We start from the raw sequence: 18,365 nt of genomic DNA, 5'->3' as shown, positions 1-18,365 counted from the left end.
TGACGGGGCGGAATGTCAATCCTGGTCTAACAGAGCCTTTTTTAATCCCCGTCCCAGAAAAATCATCGCCAGAGTAGTTATTCGCAAAGGCGCATAGCCTCCTGCACGGCGCCGTATAGGTTAGCGTCGTTGCCCAGCTCTGCCGCCTTGACCTGCGGTACAGGGATGCCGGCGAGAATGCCCTCATAGCCCTCAAGCGCCGCGGGCATCTGGTCGCGAAGCGCGTCGATAAGTTCGGGGTGGCACGAAATGCCGCCCGCAATCACAAACACCTCGGGGTCGAGCACCGCCTGTAGGTTTACGAGCATGGCGTCGAACGTGCGCGCATAGCGGTCAAGCGCGCGCTTCGCCGCCTCATCGCCAGCCTCAACCCACTCAAAAACGCGGCGGCCGTCCACCGTGCCATCGGCAGGTAAGTCCTTCTCGGCCACGACGAGATCGCGCAGCGCACGCCAGCCGCCTGTACTCGAAAACATTCTGTCCCCGGACGCCGGCTGCCTCACGTCGTTGCGCAGAAAGCTAAACTCACCTGCAAAGCCATGTGCGCCGCGAAGCACGCGGCCATCGATAACGATGCCGCCACCGATGCCGGTGCCGATAGCGAGCACGACGCCAGTGCGGCATCCGCGAAGGGCGCCCGCTGCGTACTCGCCGAGCGCGCAGCATTTTCCGTCGTTGTTGACCGCCACCGGCATGTCAAACCGCTCGCGCAGCAACTTTCCCAGCGGACAGCCGTCCATGTAGGTAAGCGCGCCGCCGCGATGGATGGTGCCGTCCGCGTCATCCTCATAGATGCCGCCGGGTGCACTCACGCCCACGGCGGACACGCGATCGCGATACGGCTCGATAAGACCGGTCAGGGCCTCGACCGCTTCGTCTGCCGTAGCAAAATCGGTCGGCAGGCTGCCGCGCTCGCGGATGGAAAAATCCTCGCCCAGCACGGCCCACTTAACTGCCGTGCCGCCCACGTCGATGCCAAAATACTCTTTCATGCTGCCTCCGCTTCTGCGCCGACACGTCAATATCGGCAGACCATCCCGTCCATGCAAACACAGAAAATTCCAGACAAGGCCAAGTATTTGGCTAACGGTCGCTTTTAGACTGTAAACGGAGTTTAATCTGTTTACAGCAGCTAGTTCTATAAATTACGCAATTATGCACTCATTTGGAACGATGCAATTTATCTTTTTCAGCCCCCAAGGTAGCTAAAAAGCCCCGTCCCAAATTAGCTACTTGAGACGGGGTGTAGGAAGCACTTAGCCCAAGACGTGAGCCATGCGTGCCTTGAACTCCGCGAGGAAGCGCGGGGCGTCCACGGTTAGCGCCACAAGGGCGCTCTTGTCCGGGTCGGCCACGCGGCGCTCGTCGCAGATGGTGCGGCCACGATACTCGCCGAGCAGGTCAACGCGCAGGTTGCAGCCGAGTGCGCCCACGAGCGTGGGGTCGATCGCCACGGCAACGGCTAGCGGATCGTGCAGCGCACAGCCGCCAAGATAAGGCGCGTTCATCTCGTATGAGCCAATGTAGTGCTCGACCATGCCTGCAAACGCGCATCCCGCCATGGTGCCCGAACCCGTCCAGCCGGCGATATCGCGGCGCGTGAGCACCACGCGATGCGTCACATCCAGGCCCACCATGGTGAGCTTGCGGCCCGAGCGCAGCACGGCGTCGGCAGCCTCGGGGTCGCCCGCCATGTTGGCCTCGGCGCCCGCGCTCACGTTGCCGGGCACGGTAAGGGCGCCGCCCATCACGACCACGCGGCCGATGGACATCATCGCCGCCGCATCGCGCTCCAAGGCAAGTGCCAGGTTGGAGAGCGGGCCGGTCGCAACGTAGACCAGATCGGGACCATAAGTACGCGCGGCATCAATCAGGTAATCGACCGCCGCATTGCCATCGGTCGACGTCGCGCCCACCGGCTCATACGGCGAGGCGGGCACGCTTGCGCCGCCAATGCCGTTCTTGCCGTGGATAAGCGTGGTGGACGCCGGCGGCGTGTAGGGTTCGGTCGCCTTCATGGGACGATCGGCGCCCAGGTACACCGGCACCTCGGGACGGCCCAACAGGTCGAGCACCGCCAAGCAGTTGTGCGCCGACTGCTCGACGCGCACGTTGCCAAAGCACGTGGTGATGCCGACGAGCTCCACCTCGGGGCTCGCGATGGCATAGGCAAGCGCCATCGCATCATCCACACCCATATCCAGATCAAGGATCAGCTTCTTGGTTGCCATTGTTCTACTCCGCTTCTCCGTCTACATCCAAACCGTCTAAACCAAACTTGTGCTCGACTTCCGCACGCGTGGGAATTGATTGCTGAGCGCCCAGGCGCGACACCGTCACCGCCGAGGCGCGAGCGCCCGCCGCCATGCACTCAAAGAGCGGCAGGCCCTCCAGACGAGCTGCCGCCAACGCGCCGATAAACGTATCGCCCGCGGCCGTCGTATCGACCACCGCGCTCGAAAGCGCCGGCATGCGCAGCGGCTCACCGCCATCGCCGAGCGTAACCGAGCCGGCGCCGCCCAACGTGATGACCGCAGCCCCGGCGCCCTTGTCGAGCAGCGCATTGAGCGCGGCGACGCAACTCGCATCATCCGTAGGCAGAACGCCCGTCAGCACCTGGCACTCGGTCTCGTTGGGGCAGACCAGGTCGACCGCTGGCCACGCTCCTGCCGGCAGGTCGCAGGCGGGCGCCGGGTTAAAGATCGTATAGAACCCCAGCTCGTGAGCGCAAGAGAGTGCCGCGGCCGTTGCCGCAAGGTCACATTCGCCCTGGGCAATAAAGACGCTTCCGGCAGCCGGGGCAATCTCGCTGGCATCGCCGTCGAGCTCGTCGGCCACCAAGCGCCTCAGTGCGCGGGCAACGTCCTCGCCCGCAAGCGCATGGTTGGCGCCCGGCGACAGCACGATGCGGTTGTCGCTCTCGCAGCGAATGATAGTCGCGGTACCGGTCTCCACGTCATCGCGACGCGCCACAAACTCAACGCCCACGCCGGCATCCTGGAGCCCTGCCACGAGCGCATCGCCAAAGGTATCGCGCCCAACAGCGCCGATCATGCACGTGCGCGCACCCATGCGCGCAGCGGCAACGGCCTGGTTAGCGCCCTTGCCACCGGCGTTGGTGATAAAACCGCTACCGCCAACGGTCTCGCCCGCGCGCGGCATGCGCTCGCACGCCACCGAAAGGTCCATGTTCATGCTGCCGAACACCGCAACGATGCTGTGATCCGCCATGGAAACCTCCTCGCCTTCAGGCTTTGCGCCCACCGTCGACCAACGATTGTGCACTCTCGCACCCCCTATAACTTTAGTCCACTTTGATGTGGACGCGCGCTTGAGCTTGCGCCAGCAGCAAGCATTCACAGGGGCAGGCAGCTACAATGAATATGTGCTGATTATTCTCGTCATTGGATGATGTTTTATGGAACAATTCTCGCAATCGGGCTCGCGCGGTCGACGCCGCACGGGCAACGAGCCGGCGCCGCACGAACGCGTGAAGGGCGAACGCCGTGCCAACGAGCCGCGACGCACCGCGAGCCCCCATCGCGCTTCCGCCAACAACGAGGGCCGCGCCAACACTCCCGCCGCGGAGCAGACGCCTGCTCGCCCCAAGTCCCGCTATATCCCTGCGCTCGACGGTTTGCGCACGCTTGCCGTCGTCGCGGTGGTGCTCTATCACCTCAACCTCACGTGGGCGCAGGGCGGTCTGCTCGGCGTCACGATCTTCTTTGTGCTTTCGGGCTATCTGATCACACGCCTGCTACTCAACGAAGTCGCTAAGACCGGCCGCATCGACCTCAAAAGCTTCTGGATCCGCCGTATCCGTCGCCTGGTCCCCGCCGTGGTAACGGTAGTGTTCGTGACCTGCGCGCTGTGCACCATCTTTAACCACGTGATGCTCACCAAGATGCGCCCCGACATCCTGCCGTCGCTGCTGTTCTTCAACAACTGGTGGCAGATTGCCCAAAACGTCTCGTACTTCAATGCTCTGGGCGACCCCTCGCCGCTCACGCACTTTTGGTCGCTTGCCATCGAGGAACAGTTCTACCTGATTTGGCCGCCACTGCTGTTTGCCATGGTATCCATGCATGTGAGCAAGCCCAACACGCGCCGCGTGGTTCTGGGCCTTGCCGCGGTATCTGCCCTCGCCATGATGCTGCTCTATAACCCTGCCGCCGACCCCAGCCGCGTGTACTACGGCACCGACACCCGCGTGTTCTCGCTGCTGCTGGGTGCCTGGATGGCCTTTATCCCCGATCGCGACCTGGCGCCGGTGCGTCTCGCTCATCGTTTGGGGCTCAATCGCCTGGCTGGCGCCGCCAAGCACGGCAAGAACGCCGAGGGCAAGTCTGGCGAGAAGGCCGACGAAGCAGCCGAGACCGCCCCGGCACAGCCGAGCGCCCTCGTGCGCTTTTGGTCCTCGCCCGCATCCATCGATGTGTTGGGCGTCGTGGGTCTGGTTGGCCTTGCCGCCATGGTCGCGCTCACCAACGGCTACACCGCGTTCCAGTATCGCGGCGGCACGCTGTTATGTTCCATCCTCACGCTCATGGTCATCGCGGCCTGCGTGCAGCCCCAGGGAATGGTTGCCCGCGCGCTGTCCACCGAGCCGCTCGTGTGGGTTGGCAAGCGCTCGTACAGCATCTACCTGTGGCACTATCCGCTGCTGTTGCTCATGAACCCGGTCGCCAACATCAACGACACGCCCTGGTGGCAGTACATCTTGCAGGTGTTGTTGGTGATCGCCGTGGCCGAATGTTCGTATCGCTTTATCGAGACGCCGTTTAGGAAGGGCGCCTTCGGCCGTACCGTCGCCGAGTTCCGCGACGGCACCACCACACCCGCCAACTGGGTGCGCGCGCATATTCCTGTGTGCGCCACTTGCGGGATCGTGCTTGTTATCGCGCTGGGCGGCCTGATCTTTGTGCCGGAGACCTCCGCGCTGAGCGGTGAGGGCGCCGAAGTCCTCAACAAGGAAGCCAAAAACACCGCGCCCACCGACCAGCAGGCGGCCGACGACACCGACAAGGACAACGACGGCTTCCCCGATGGCTCCTACGACCTGTTGATGATCGGTGACTCCGTGTCGCTGCGCGCCGTTGATTCCTTTGACGGCGTGTTCCCGCACAGCCATATCGATGCCGAAAAGGGCCGCCAGTTTGATGCGGGCCGCGCGACATTTGAGGGCTATATCCAGCAGAACCTTGCCGGCAAGATCGTGGTCTTTGCCCTGGGCACTAACGGTTTGGTAACGGACGCCCAGGTCGATGCGATCATGGCCGACGCCGGCGAGCAGCGTATTGTCGTGTTTGTAAACACGCGTAGCCCGCAGCCGTGGGTCGGGTCCACGAACCAGGCCATCGCCAACGCCGCCACGCGCTACAAGAATGTACGCGTTATCGACTGGTACGGGCACAGTGCCAACCGCAACGACCTGTTCGATGGCGACGGCACGCACCTGTCGACTACCGGCGTGACCGAGTACCTCAACCTGATCCACGATGCGGTCAAGAAAGACCTGCCCGTGCACCCCGAGGACCACGTCAACGATCCGCAGCCGGCAGCCGTCAAGTCCGCCGCCGACGCGCTCGTCAATGCGCTCGCTCTCAAGCCGCACAAGCTGGGCACCGACAAGTAACCTGCAGCGCAAACTCCCCCCTCCGGCAGTTAGGGACGTTCCTTATGTGCCGGCACCTAGGGACACTCCTGACACAGCCGAGGAACGCCCTCCTTGCGACCGAATTCTGGACGCCTCGCCACCCCGAGCGTTGTTTCCAAGCCCACACCCGCAGCAAACAACCCAAAATCACTCTTTTCGAGCCGGCTCCAAGAGGTCGTGGACAAAAAGAGGCAAATATGAGTACTGTTACAATTTTAGTAGCAGGCAAAACCACCCAAAATGGCGCCCATGCGGTAGCGCGCGACCCTTCCAGTTGACCCGAATGGCCGGCTTAGGACTTGGAGCTCCGCTTTTAATGAACAGATTTTTAGATATGTTTATTATTTCCCTAGTTGTAAATGCTATCGGCCAGGCAACAGTACTCATATTTGGCATTTTTTGTCCACACGAATATTACTAACCCCCTATAACAGGCAAAATACAGGCCGCAACCCATGGCGGCGGCCTATTTGGAGTCCAAAAGAGGCGCTAAGCGCTGTAACCCATCGCCTGCAGGACAAACATGACAACCGTCAGCACCGTGATCACGCCGATAGTCGCCCACGTAAGCACATTCCACACGCGGCCGTTGCGGTTGGCGCCCATAATGTGACGATCGGCGGCAATAACCACCTGAAACACCAAAACCACGGGCAACAGCACGCCGTTGATGACCTGCGAGGTCATCATAATCTGGAACAGATCGACACCAGGCATAAGCACCAGTACGGCAGAGATACCGATGATGGCCGTAATGATGCCGCGATATACCGGGGCCTCGTCCCAGCTGCGATCGGCGCCGCGCTCCCAACCAAAAGCCTCGCAGATGGCACTCGACGTAACGCCCGGCAGCACGCAGGCAGCCAAAAAGCTCGCTGCGACCAGGCCCGAGGCAAACAGCACCGTGGACCACTGACCCGCGATGGGCTCCAGCGCGCGGGCGGCATCGGCGGCATCGCTAATCTGAATACCCGCCGGGAACAGCACCGTACCGGTCGTGATGATAATGAAGCCCGCAATGATATCAGCAGCGATCGAGCCGCTCACGGTATCAATACGCTGCAGCACGATATCGTCCTCGCCCGCATTCTTATCGACCACGTTATTCTGCGCCAAGAAAATCATCCACGGCGCGATGGTGGTACCGATCGTTGCGACCACGAGCGACACGTAGCTGGGATCGTTCTGAATATTGGGGACGACCAAGTCGACCGCGACCTCACCCCAGTTGGGACCGGCCATAAACGCGGCGACAATATAGGTCACGAAGACGCAGCTTACCAGCAGCAGAATCTTCTCGATGCGCTGGAAGCTACCCGACATGGTAAGCATCCACACCAGCAGCGCCACCAACGGCACCGAGATGCTCGCCGGCACGCCAAAGAGGGCAAGGCCGCTGGCGATACCCGCAAACTCCGAAATGGTCACAGCTGTGTTGGCGATCAACAGCGCCGCCATAGCAAGTACACTCTTGCGCACGCCAAAGCGCTCGCGAATGAGCGACGCCAGGCCCTTGCCCGTGACGCAGCCGCAGCGCGCCGCGGTCTCCTGCGTCACGATAAGCAGCACGGTCATGACGGGAAGCATCCAGAGCATCTTATAGCCATAGCTGGCGCCCGCACTGGAATACGTGGCGATACCGCCGGCGTCGTTACCCGAAAGCGCCGCCAGCAGACCGGGGCCCATAGCGCCAAAGATGGCGGCGATGGTCAGCTTTTGCTTGGCGCTCGCCTTTTGTTTCGTGTTTTCCACGAGACCACCTAACCCATGACTGACATGGTGAGCAGCACCGCGGCGATGCAGTACGCCACACACGAGATCATGACGGCGATGACGTTCATAGCGGTACCCGACGTGTTGAGGTCGTGCTCATCGCGCCAGAACAGCACCATCAGATAAATCACGGCGCTCATGTTGCCCACCAGGCAGATGATGGCAGCAATGTTAAAGCAGCCGGTAAAGAGCTGCTCCTCAAACATAGGGGCATCGGGGAACGCGGCGGTGCGCACCAGCTGCGCGCACAGGTAAGTAACAAGCGAAAGGATCAGGCCCATACCCGTGCTCTGGAAGAAGAACCCCAGATACGGCTTGGGCTCATCGTCATGGCCGTCGTACTCCAGGAAGTAGTTCTTGACGAACGACACCATGCGCGAGGCAGCCAGCAGCACGAGCGGCATGGCGCACATGGGGAACACCACCAGATACGCGGAGCCCAGCGCCGTCCCCAGCACCGTCGCCATGATGCACGAGGCAATGCCCCACACGACGACCCAGTACTGGCGATGCACAAACCAGCTAAGCACGTTCGTCGAGTCGTCCGATGCGCTATCGCCCGAACCGACACCGGCGATCTGCAGGTCCTCCTGATGCTCCTCGGCGATAACGTCCATAGCGTCGTCGAAGGTCACGATACCCAGGATATGACGGTTCTCGTCGCAGACAGGGATGGCAACCAGGTCGTACTTGGTCATCTCGTCCGTCACGTCTTCCTGGTCCTCGTCGGGCGACACATAGACCAGGTCGCGATAGGCCAGCTGGCCCAGCGTGGCGTCGCGGTCGGCCACGATCAGCGTGCGCAGCGAAAGCACGCCCGTCAGCATGCCGCTCGGATCCTCGGTATAGACGTAATAGACACTCTCAAAATCCTCGTCGAGTTTGCGAATTGCCTCGATGGCATCGCCGACCGTCGCCGTGGCGGGCAGCGAGACAAACTCCGAGGTCATGATGCGGCCGGCGGTGTTGTCCTCGTAGCCCAACAGATTACGAATCGCCTTCTCCTCCTTGACGCCCATCAGGCGCAGGAGCTTCTCGGCCTTCTCATAATCGAGCTCGTCGATCAGGTCGGCAGCGTCGTCCGGGTCCATCATGGCCAGCATCGACGATGCGTCGGTATCGGACAGGCCCTCGAGCATCTCGGTCATGAGCTCGTCATCATCGAACTCCGAGATGGCCTCGGCGGCCTGCGCCGTATCGAGCTGCGCGAACACCTGCGCGCGCAGGCGCGGGTCGAGCTGCTCGATGATGTCAGCGATGTCGGCAGGATGCAGCTCGCCAAGCGTCTTGTGCGACACCGAGAGCTGGATGTTCTTAGTCGAGCGGTCGAGCAGGTCCATGTAAGACCAGGCGATAATGTCCTCGCTGAGCGGCTTGCCCAAGTGCTTCATAAAGCCCTCGACGATATGCTCGAGCGCGGGACCGATTGCACGCAGCAGACCGCGGGCGCCGACCTCGGCACCCAGCAGACGCAGCTGATTTTCGCCCGACATGGAGAACTTGATGTCGTTGACACGCACGACCTTCATGCCTTGCGTATCGACGATCTGCTTATTGAGAACATCGCGCGCCAGCAGGAGCTCGGTCGGCTGCAGGTACGAAAAGCGAATGTTGGTGGCAGACGTATTGAGATACACGCCCGTCTCGTCGATACGGTCGACCCATTTGCGCCAGCTGATCATAAACGGCGTCTTGCCGGGACCACGGAACGCAAGCGACGTCACGTGCGGAAAAACTTCGCCGGTTGCAATGCCAAAATCGTTCACAACGCCGAGCTTTTCGCCGTCGACGTCCAAGACCGGCAATTTGAGCATCTCACTCAGATAATTCAATGGTGCTCCCCATCATTATTCCTGCGGACCGCGTGACCATGCCGGCACGCAATCCGTGGACTTTTAGATATGTATACGCATGCGCGGGCGGCACGCCGCTCGACGCTTACACCCCGTGCATGCGCAGAAAGCACCTGCATGGGGTCATCGACTGTATGGTCGAGGTTTGGATTTCACCTGTAACCTTTCTCTTGACCCTTATTAACCGCAGTAACTATAGCATCAGCATCGCGCTGCGGCACCGAATTTATGCGCTGCACATTGCAGGCATACCAAACGCTGACGCATCCGTGACATAGTCGTCCGCAGCGAAGTGGTGGGACAAAATTATCAGTAGTGTTTGTCCCAGGGTCGCTTGCGACGACAAGCCCGATGCGCCTTTCGCACCTGGGACAAACACTACTGATAATTTTGTCCCACCGTGCCACTCGTTTGAGCTACTCCGTGGCGTCGTCGTCCTCGGCAAGTTGGGGAAATACGGCGTTCTTGGGCATGGTGACCTTCGTCAGTGACGTGAGCTTTTTGCTGAGCGACGTGTCCGTCTTGACCAGATCGCTGAGCGTCACGATCTTGTAGCCGTCGGCAATAAGCCCGTCGATAATCTGCGGCAGCGCCTCGAGCGTCTGCTCGGCGCATTCGTCTCTATCGGTGAGCAGCACGATATTGCCTGGCGTCACCGAATCGAGCACCGTCGAGACCTGCTCGTCGGCACCTTTGAGCAGCCAGTCACCCGAATCGATATTCCACGAGACCACGGCGGAGACCAGGTCCATCGAGTCGATCCAGTTTTGCTCGTCAAACGCGGCGTAGGGGGCACGCAGCAGCATCGTCTTCACGCCGGTCGCCGACTTAATCGCATCGGTACCTTTCGTGATCTGTTCGCGTACTGTCTCGCGATCCTCGCCCTTGAGCGAATCATCGCTGTAGCTGTTGGAGCCAATCTCGCACCCGGCATCGACAATCGCCTTGGCCGTGGCAGGCGAGGCCTCGGCCGCATCGCCCGAAAGGAAGAACGTCGCGGTGACGCCCTTTTCCTTGAGCACCTGCAAGATCTGCTTGGTGGCGCCGCTCGGCCCCTCATCAAACGTCAGGGCGACGACCTTCTCGTTGCCCTTTGGCGCCACGCTGGCGCAGGCAACCACGCAATCGGTGGCGGGCACAACCTCGCCACGGTCCTGCGTCTTGCCCGATTGCTCGCCGACCCACACCTCGGAGCGGCCCTGGACGCCCCATGTCTGCACGTACTCGATGGCGCCTGTGCCCTCGACCTTCAGTTTGGGCTCGATGGTCGTGGCCTGCACCTCGTGCTTCTCGTAGATGTTGCGACCGTCTTTGACCGTCACCTTCTCGCCGCCGGTAAGCTCACGGCTGTCCCATTTGCCCTGCTTCACGCGCTTGCCGTCGACCTTCACCGACAGCTTTTCGCCCCCATGGCGCTTGAGCACGCTGTCATCGACGGCCAACAGGTCGCCTGCGTCGTAGGTGTCAGCCAACTCCTGGTCGTCGATAAGATTCTGCAACGTAGAGCCCACGCGCACCGCGGTCTTTTGCCCGTTGAGTTCCACGTCCACGCTGCGGTTTACGTAGCCCACGACGGCAGCGATAAACAGTACGAGCGCGCAACCCACGGCGATGAGCGCATAGGGCAGGCGGGACGGTCGGCGCGGTGAGCGCCCGTTGCCGATGCGCGCGCTGCGATCGCTAAACCCACGGCTATGGTTGAGGTACATCGCGCCTGGCTTACGGCGACGTCGACGCTGACCGCTGGGCAGCTGCCCCAGGTCGCGGCGCGCCGTCGGACGCGCACCCGAGCGCCCGTTTAAGTTAGATCCGTTTTGGCGCATGTGCCCTCCCCCATAAACACAGCGAGCCGGAGCAACAGGTCTCCGGCTCGCCTCCCATCATTTGGTACGTCGCTATTTGCTAGCTTTTGACGAGCCCCCGCTCGCCTTTTGATATTCGTCCTTAAACGCCTTGAACATACCGCGCGTCTTGCCGAGCTGCTTGCCCAGTGCGCGGCTGCCCTTGTCCACGGCGACCGATCCCTTGTCATCGAGCACCTTGGCGCCCTTCTTGACCTTGTCACCCACCACGACGCTGGCCTCAGCGGCCTTTGCAGCGGCGCCGCCCGAATACCCGAGCGACTTGACCTCGTCCGAGACGACCATCGCGCCGTTCTCGTAGCCGCGCAGCATCGTCGGCGGCACCTGCGTGTCACCAACCAAAACACTCGAAGCAGCACCGGCGGTCACATAGAATGCCTGCACGATGCCCGAGCGTGGCTTGAACTCAACGTCCGAGCAATAGCCCACGACGTCGCCCGATTCCGTGCGCACGTCCATACCGACCCAGATGATGCAATCGTCCAGGTTGATGTCGAGGCGCTTGGCCGCAGCGGCATCGTACGTGTCCTTGACGTCATCGACCGCAATGGCGCCCTCGTAGACACCAATGGCGTCGAGCGCTACGAATCGATCGGGACGCTCGATCATGCCCGCGATATCGGACTGGCGGACCATAAAGCCGACCACGCGCGTACCGCCCGGGGTAAAAACCGGAAAGTGAATCTTTCCGAGCTTTTTAGGGCTGCGCGGCGTGCCGTCCTTTTTGGTGCGCTTGTCCTCGGTGGGCTTGCGATAGATCTTGGCGCCGACAAAATCCCCAGCGCGCATTATGCCTCGGTCGAGGGCTCCGCAGCCTCGGTGTCGGCCTCGGCGGCGTTCTCGACCACGACGTCGGCAGCGGGCGTCACGTTGCCGCCCGAGATGGCGTCGTTGAGCTGCTCACGCAACTGGTCCATACGCTCGCGGGCCAGGTCGACCTTGGCGCGCAGGTCATCGGTCTTGGCATCGACCATCGGGCCAAAGTCGTTGACCGCGGCGCGGGCCTCCTCGGCACCGTGCTCGTAGGTATCGCGCATGTTATCCCAAGCGTCGTTGGCGATATCGGCAGCCATGGCGCGGGTCTCGGCGCCCGAGCGCGGGGCCAGAGCAACGCCGATGATAGCGCCGGCGGCGGCACCAAAGAGTGCACCGGAGACAAAGCTAAAAGTCTTACCCATGATCATTCCTCTCCTGCGGGCACGTCGGCGCCCACCGTTTGAATGCTGTCCATTATACCCGCAGCGCAACACTTGCCGCCCCGCTCATCTGCATACGGCAAAGACGCAGGTACATGATGGTGTTGAGCGAGCGAACCTACTCCTGCGGCATGGCAGGCATGGCAACCGTGGCAGCCGGATCCCCACCGGCGCCGTCCACGAGGGGCAAGCCGCCCTCATGCGCCGACCCAGTCGGAGCCGTTGCCGCGCCGCCGAAGACGGCCGCGGAGGCCTCGTGATTCTCAACAACCGCGCCCTCGGTATCAATCGCCACCTGGGGCTCCTCATCAAAGTTGGGAACGCCCTGGGGCTCAGCTGCCGGCTCGGCGGCCGCATCGACAACGGAATCGACGTCGGCGTCGGCAGGAGCATCGCCCTCGTCAGCGCCCTCGTCCTCGGCAGCATCTTCGCCGTTCGCGGCGGCGACGGCCTCGTGAGGATCCTTGCCCTCGGCCTCGGCGCGCATGCCCAGCACCAGGTTGCGCAGGCCCGCGACCGTACCGTCCACATCGGGAGCCGGCTGGTCGGCGTGCAGATAGGCCCAGTCCATCATAAAGGTGGCCGAAGACAGCGCGCCAATGGCCAGCGCGTCGTCGGGACACGAAAGCTCAACCTCAAAGACGCGCTCGTCGTGCTCGCTTACGCGCGTGCGACCGCACGAGATGCTGCCGGCAAGACCGGTCTCGTTCATGAGCTCGACCGTCACGTGCTCCAGCAGGTGGCAAAGCTCGGTCTGACCCATGCAATCCTGGAACTCGCGGCCGGAATCGCCCAGGCACAGATGCTTGGCAATCGCCGGCACCAGATAGTACACGCGCGCCGTGGCCTCGATATCCTCCGAGGTCATGAGCGGCATGCCGGGGTTCACCAGCACATGCGCGCAGATCTTGTCCTCGCTGACGGTGACCTTAAGGATGTTGAACAGGCCTGCCATAACTCTCCCCTACTCTTCCTTGTCCTACTCGTCGCCGTCGTGCGGAATCGCAGCATCCGCACCCGGCGCCGCCGGCTCGTCCGCCGCGGACTCGGAATCCTTCTTATCGGTTTCGGCCGGAGCAATCACGCGAATGAGCGAGATGCGCTGGCCACGCATCGACTGCACCTTAAACTTGTACCCCGCAACCTCAAACACCTCTCCGATGTCGGGCACCGAGTCGCAAAGCTCCAAAATCCAGCCGGCGATGGTCTCATAATCATCGCTTTCCTCGAGCGGCCATCCAAGCTCAATCGCATCATCGCACGAAAAACGCCCATCGACGAGCCACTCGCGGCGCGAGAGGCGCGTAAGGTACTTGTTGTCGGGGTCGAACTCGTCCTCGATCTCGCCGACGATCTCCTCGACGATGTCCTCGATGGTGATGATGCCGGCCGTGCCGCCGTACTCGTCCACAACGACCACGATCTGATCGTGCGAGGTCTGCATCTCGGAAAGCAGCGGCAGGATGTCCTTAGTGTCGGGCACAAAGGTGGCGTCGCGCAAAAAGCCGGCGATGGGCTGGTCGCCCTCGCCGTCGAGCGCGGGCTGAATCAGGTCCTTGATATGCGCGATGCCGGCGACGTTGTCGGGATCCTCGTGATAGACGGGGATGCGGCTAAAGCCGGTCTGGCGCATGGTGGACAGCACGCTGGCGACCGTCTCGTCATCCTCGCACATGGTGGTGTCCACGCGCGGCACCATGACCTCGCGGGCAACGGTGTCGCCCAAGTCGAAGATCTCGTGAATCATGCGCTTTTCCTCGTCGAGCAGGTCATCCTGCTCCGAGACCATGTACTTAATCTCTTCTTCCGAGACGTTCTGACGGTCGTCGGCACTCTTGATGCGCAGGATACGGGCTAGGCCATCGGAGCAAGCGCCAGTCAGCCACACGAGCGGACGGGCGATCTTTTGGAAAAACGACAACGGCCCCACGACCTGCTTGGACACGCCCTCGGCATTGGCCAGGCCGATGCGCTTGGGCACAAGCTCGCCAATCACGATGGACACGAAGGCGACCGCGACGGTGATGATGACCGGCGCCAGGCCGCGCGCGATGGCGGAGAGCGGCGCGATGCCAAAACTCATGAGCCACGTGGCGAGCGGGTCGGACAGACTCGTCGAGGCGACGGCGGACGAGGCGAATCCCACGAGCGTGATGGCGACCTGGATGGTGGCGAGCAGCTGGTCGGAGTCGGCAGCCAGCTTAATGGCACGCTCGGCGCGCCTGTCGCCTTCCTCGGCCTCGTGCTCCAGCACGGCGCGCTTGGCCGTGGTGAGCGCCATCTCCGACATAGAGAAGTAGCCGTTGATGAGGGTCAAAACGAGGGTGGTGATAAGGGAGATGGTTATGTCCATCGGGAGTTTCTCGAACCTCCAAGATTCGGGACGTCAGGTTAAAACGTTGGTGACGGATAGGGCAGTTGCGCCCGGTGGCCGCCTGGATGGGTCCGCGGGCACAGACGCGATCGCTAGATTACGAAGAGAATCACCGCCATGAACTGGAAGATGCTGCCGGCGAGCACCCACAGGTGAAACACGCTGTGCAGATAGCGCACGTTTTTGGCGATATAGAACGGCACGCCCACGGTGTAGCACACGCCGCCGACGGCGAGCAGGGCAAGCGCCACGGGATTCAGCAGCGCCACAAGCTCGGACAACTTAAAGACGACGAGCCAGCCCATCAGCAGGTAGACCAGGCCGCATACCCAGTGCGGTTGACGCTCGCGCATAAAGCACTCGAGGGCGATGCCGATGATGGCGATGGCCCACACGGCAAAGAACAGCGCGGGGCCGCCGTCGTTTGCGAGCGTGATGAGGCAAAACGGGGTGTAGCTGCCCGCGATGAGCACGTAGATGCCGCAATGGTCGATCACGCGGAAGACGCGCTTGGCGCGTGCGGGCTGAATCGCGTGATAGAGCGTGGAGGCGAGGTATTCGAGAATAATGCTGACGCCATAGACGATTGCCGCGGCCATGTGGGCCGGGCCGCCGCCGCGCAGGGCAGCGAATACGATCAGGAGCACCAGGCCCGCAATGCCCAGCAGGCAGCCGACACCATGGGTGACGGAGTTCATGATCTCCTCGCCCACCGTGTAGTGCGGAATGGCCGCGGTCTTGGGCCGCGGCTTGGAACTGTCGCTCGAATCGGACATGCCGGTTACATCCTCCAACATAAAAGAGTTCTCAACACTATATCAAAGCGTCTGGGTACGTGCGACATTTGCACCATACGTGACCCTTTGTTTACCCATTCTTTGCCTGTTGACACATCAACAGTGAACATCCATAATGCGCTTCGTTTAATTGTTGACGTATTAACATCTTAGAGGAGAAGACCTTATGGCTCAAAGCGCACACCCCCATCGAAAGCTTAAGATAGCCGGTATTGTTGCGCTGGTGCTCGTTGTCGCGCTACTCGGATTTGCCGGCAACTTTTTGTTTGACTTTGCCCTGAACCCCCAAGCGCCGTACACCATGAAGATGATGCAGGACGGCAAGGACGCCAAAAAGGACGAGCAGGTGGATGCCGAGAAGGTCGAGGCGCGGGCGTGGTTCAAAGAGCATCGCGAGAGCAGCAGCCTCACCGCAGATGACGGGACCGAGCTTGCCGCTTGGTATTTTGCCGCCCCGGAGAGCACGCACGATTACGCTATCTGCCTGCACGGATACACCGACGAGCCCATCGGCATGGCCCGATACGTCAAGCGCTTCCACGACCGCGGCATGAACGTACTCGCACCCGCCGCCCGCGCCCACGAGCGCTCCGGCGGCGACTATATCGGCATGGGCTGGCCCGAGCAGCTCGACGTCGTCGCATGGATCGGGCGAATCGTTCAGGCCGACCCCGAGGCACGCATCCTGATCTTTGGCGAGTCGATGGGCGCGGCGACGGCCATGAATGTCGCAGGGGAATCGTTGCCCTCTAATGTTAGGTGCATCATCGAGGACTGCGGCTACACGAGCGTCTGGGACGAGTTTTCCCTGCAGCTCAAGGACGTGTTTGGCCTGCCCAGCTTTCCCTTGCTCGATGTGGCGAACCTGGTGTGCAACGTTCGCGCAGGCTATGACTTCCATAAGGCAAACAGCGTGGAGCAGCTTAAACACGCGACGGTCCCCATGCTCTTTATCCATGGCGACCAAGACACCTTTGTGCCGTACAGTATGCTCAAGCAAAACTACGACGCGTGCGCTAGCAAGGTCAAGCAAAAGCTCACCGTCCATGGCGCCGCGCACGCCAAGAGCGCGCAGGTCGACCCCGAACTCTACTGGAACACGGTCAACGGCTTCCTCGACAAGAATTTCTAGGTGAATTTACACATATTTGGCTTTATCTGACCCCTCTATTTTCGGAAGTGCGGGGAAAATGTCGGAAGCCCCGACCAGACCGCGGTTTTACCAGGAATTTATCAGGGGTGTTGTTGCCAAAAAACGGTTTGTGGTCTGCGATATTCGATTTTTCCCCGCACTTTCGAAAAACCGCCCGCGAGCACTGCGCTCGCGGGCGGTTTTTTCTTACGTTACGCTACAAAGACGCTTGATATGTCCAATAGACAGGCGCTACTTGACCTCGATGAGCTCGTACTTGCTCGTGCCCAGGCCGATCTTCTCGGCGTGTGCGATGCAGGAGCGCCAGTCGGTGTCGGGATGCGTGATGCAGAAGGGGTCCTTGGCCTGCTCGCCCTCCAGATGCTCGTGGTCGTGCTCCATCTTGGCCGCGCTGTCGGTGAGTACGGTGTTGGGCAGCGGCTCGGAGGCCAGAACGGCGTCGGCGCAGGCCTGGTCGATGGCGACCGGGTCGAAGCTCGCAAACATGCCAATGTCGTTGACGATGGGCGTGTCGTTCTCGGCATGGCAGTCGCAGTTGGGGCTGATGTCCATGGCGAGCGAGATGTGGAAGCTCGGGCGGCCGTCAACGATGGCCTTGGTGTACTCGGCAATCTTGCAGTTGAGCACGTCGGCAGCGGCGTCATAGTCGGGATTGATGGCATCCTGGTTGCACACGCCGATGCAGCGGCCGCAGCCTAGGCAGCGGTCGTGGTCGATGGCGGCCACGTGCACCTCGACGGTCTTGCCACTCGCCAGCTCGCGCTCGCGGGTGCCGTCGAACGAGACGGCGTTGTGCGCGCAAATCTTTTCGCAGGCACGGCAGCCAACGCAGTGCTCGGTCGCGACGCTCGGCTTGCCGGCAGCATGCTGCTCCATCTTGCCGGCACGGCTGCCGCCGCCCATGCCCAGGTTCTTCATGGCGCCGCCAAAGCCGGCCTGCTCATGACCCTTAAAGTGGGTGAGGCTGATCACGATGTCGGCATCCATGAGCGCCTGGCCGATCTTGGCCTCATGCACGTACTCGCCGCCCTCGACCGGAACGAGTGCCTCGTCGGTGCCCTTGAGGCCGTCGGCGATGATGACCTGGCAGCCCGTGGCGTACGGGGTAAAGCCGTTCTGGTAGGCGGTGTCGATGTGCTCGAGCGCGTTTTTGCGGCTACCGACGTAAAGCGTGTTGCAATCGGTGAGGAAGGGCTTGCCGCCCAGCTCCTTGACCACGTCCGCGACGGCGCGCGCGTAGTTGGGGCGCAGGAAGGAGAGGTTGCCCAGTTCGCCGAAGTGGATCTTGATGGCGACGAACTTGTTGTCGAAGTCGATCTGCTCGATGCCGGCGCGGCGAATCAGGCGCTTGAGCTTGTCGAGCTGGCTTTCGCGGCCGTGCGTGCGCAGGTTGGTGAAGTACACCTTGGCAGGTGCAGCGGGTGCAGTTGCGGTCATAGATATATCCCCTCGGTCTATATGGCGTTACAGACATAGAGGATGGTACCCGTTATAGCGGGGTTGAAGTCAAGCGCGGCGCCTAGCCGTTGGACGTTCTTAAACGACTAGTCGCTGGGGGCACCCTTTCGCCACCCGGCAGTTGGGGACGCTCCTTTCCTGCCGACAGCTAGGGACAGTCCTTGCCAGCCCGGCCGGCAAGCCGGCCAATCGGCAAAGACTGTCCCCCATGGCTAGTCGTTTAAGAACGTCCCCAATGGCTAG

Annotated in this window: 14 protein-coding genes; 2 read left to right on the top strand and 12 right to left on the bottom strand. The window is 61.6% G+C overall.

Annotated features, from left to right (window positions below; translation table 11 throughout):
• Positions 1 to 77: 77 nt before the first annotated feature.
• From DXD49_RS07055 to DXD49_RS07045, 3 genes are all read right to left on the bottom strand, one after another.
• Positions 78 to 992: an ROK family protein gene (locus DXD49_RS07055; RefSeq protein WP_117794602.1), complete on the bottom strand. Its 915-nt coding sequence runs from the start codon at positions 990 to 992 to the stop codon at positions 78 to 80.
• Between the two features lie 264 nt (positions 993 to 1,256).
• On the bottom strand, positions 1,257 to 2,231 hold the full coding sequence (locus DXD49_RS07050; protein ID WP_117794601.1) for a nucleoside hydrolase: 975 nt from the start codon (positions 2,229 to 2,231) through the stop codon (positions 1,257 to 1,259).
• Between the two features lie 4 nt (positions 2,232 to 2,235).
• Complete coding sequence (locus DXD49_RS07045; protein ID WP_117735639.1) at positions 2,236 to 3,231, bottom strand: ribokinase; 996 nt, start codon at positions 3,229 to 3,231, stop codon at positions 2,236 to 2,238.
• 187 nt (positions 3,232 to 3,418) lie between these two features.
• Between DXD49_RS07045 and DXD49_RS07040 the strand changes: the two genes are divergently transcribed.
• Positions 3,419 to 5,635, top strand: coding sequence for an acyltransferase family protein (locus tag DXD49_RS07040; RefSeq protein WP_117794600.1), 2,217 nt, complete (start codon positions 3,419 to 3,421; stop codon positions 5,633 to 5,635).
• 510 nt (positions 5,636 to 6,145) lie between these two features.
• Here the strand turns inward: DXD49_RS07040 and DXD49_RS07035 are convergent.
• The 8 genes from DXD49_RS07035 to DXD49_RS07000 all read right to left on the bottom strand — a co-directional run bounded on the left by DXD49_RS07035 (position 6,146) and on the right by DXD49_RS07000 (position 15,490).
• Complete coding sequence (locus DXD49_RS07035) at positions 6,146 to 7,342, bottom strand: Nramp family divalent metal transporter (RefSeq protein WP_055252163.1); 1,197 nt, start codon at positions 7,340 to 7,342, stop codon at positions 6,146 to 6,148.
• A gap of 74 nt (positions 7,343 to 7,416) precedes the next feature.
• Positions 7,417 to 9,261 carry a magnesium transporter gene (locus DXD49_RS07030; RefSeq protein ID WP_117742950.1) on the bottom strand — a complete coding sequence of 615 codons (1,845 nt, stop codon included), beginning with the start codon at positions 9,259 to 9,261 and terminating at the stop codon, positions 7,417 to 7,419.
• A gap of 437 nt (positions 9,262 to 9,698) precedes the next feature.
• A complete protein-coding gene (locus DXD49_RS07025) occupies positions 9,699 to 11,105 on the bottom strand; it encodes a polysaccharide deacetylase family protein (RefSeq protein WP_233541764.1) in 1,407 nt (468 codons plus the stop codon).
• A 72-nt stretch (positions 11,106 to 11,177) separates the two neighbouring features.
• Positions 11,178 to 11,933, bottom strand: a complete 756-nt coding sequence (locus tag DXD49_RS07020; RefSeq protein WP_117794599.1) for a PRC-barrel domain containing protein — start codon at positions 11,931 to 11,933, stop codon at positions 11,178 to 11,180.
• The gene (locus DXD49_RS07015) at positions 11,933 to 12,322 is read right to left on the bottom strand and encodes a YtxH domain-containing protein (RefSeq protein WP_117794607.1); all 390 of its coding nucleotides are present in this window, start codon (positions 12,320 to 12,322) and stop codon (positions 11,933 to 11,935) included. The genes DXD49_RS07020 and DXD49_RS07015 overlap by 1 nt, the downstream gene beginning before the upstream one ends.
• 136 nt (positions 12,323 to 12,458) lie before the next feature.
• Positions 12,459 to 13,295 carry a hypothetical protein gene (locus DXD49_RS09920; protein ID WP_233541763.1) on the bottom strand — a complete coding sequence of 279 codons (837 nt, stop codon included), beginning with the start codon at positions 13,293 to 13,295 and terminating at the stop codon, positions 12,459 to 12,461.
• A 24-nt stretch (positions 13,296 to 13,319) separates the two neighbouring features.
• Positions 13,320 to 14,693: a hemolysin family protein gene (locus DXD49_RS07005; protein WP_117794598.1), complete on the bottom strand. Its 1,374-nt coding sequence runs from the start codon at positions 14,691 to 14,693 to the stop codon at positions 13,320 to 13,322.
• Positions 14,694 to 14,806: 113 nt separating this feature from the next.
• The gene (locus DXD49_RS07000) at positions 14,807 to 15,490 is read right to left on the bottom strand and encodes a hemolysin III family protein (RefSeq protein WP_199568988.1); all 684 of its coding nucleotides are present in this window, start codon (positions 15,488 to 15,490) and stop codon (positions 14,807 to 14,809) included.
• A 187-nt stretch (positions 15,491 to 15,677) separates the two neighbouring features.
• Here DXD49_RS07000 and DXD49_RS06995 point away from each other — a divergent pair, with 187 nt between their 5' ends.
• Positions 15,678 to 16,643 (top strand): alpha/beta hydrolase, encoded by a 966-nt coding sequence (locus tag DXD49_RS06995; RefSeq protein ID WP_117794597.1) that lies wholly within the window; start codon positions 15,678 to 15,680, stop codon positions 16,641 to 16,643.
• A 252-nt stretch (positions 16,644 to 16,895) separates the two neighbouring features.
• On the opposite strand, the gene DXD49_RS06990 is transcribed toward DXD49_RS06995, so the two are convergent.
• Positions 16,896 to 18,101: a DUF362 domain-containing protein gene (locus tag DXD49_RS06990; protein ID WP_117794596.1), complete on the bottom strand. Its 1,206-nt coding sequence runs from the start codon at positions 18,099 to 18,101 to the stop codon at positions 16,896 to 16,898.
• Positions 18,102 to 18,365 lie beyond the last annotated feature (264 nt).

The sequence above is a fragment of the Collinsella sp. TM05-38 genome (assembly GCF_003466445.1).
Lineage (GTDB): Bacteria > Actinomycetota > Coriobacteriia > Coriobacteriales > Coriobacteriaceae > Collinsella.
Note: the sequence above shows the minus strand (reverse complement) of the source record. Positions and strands in the feature narration are given on the sequence as shown.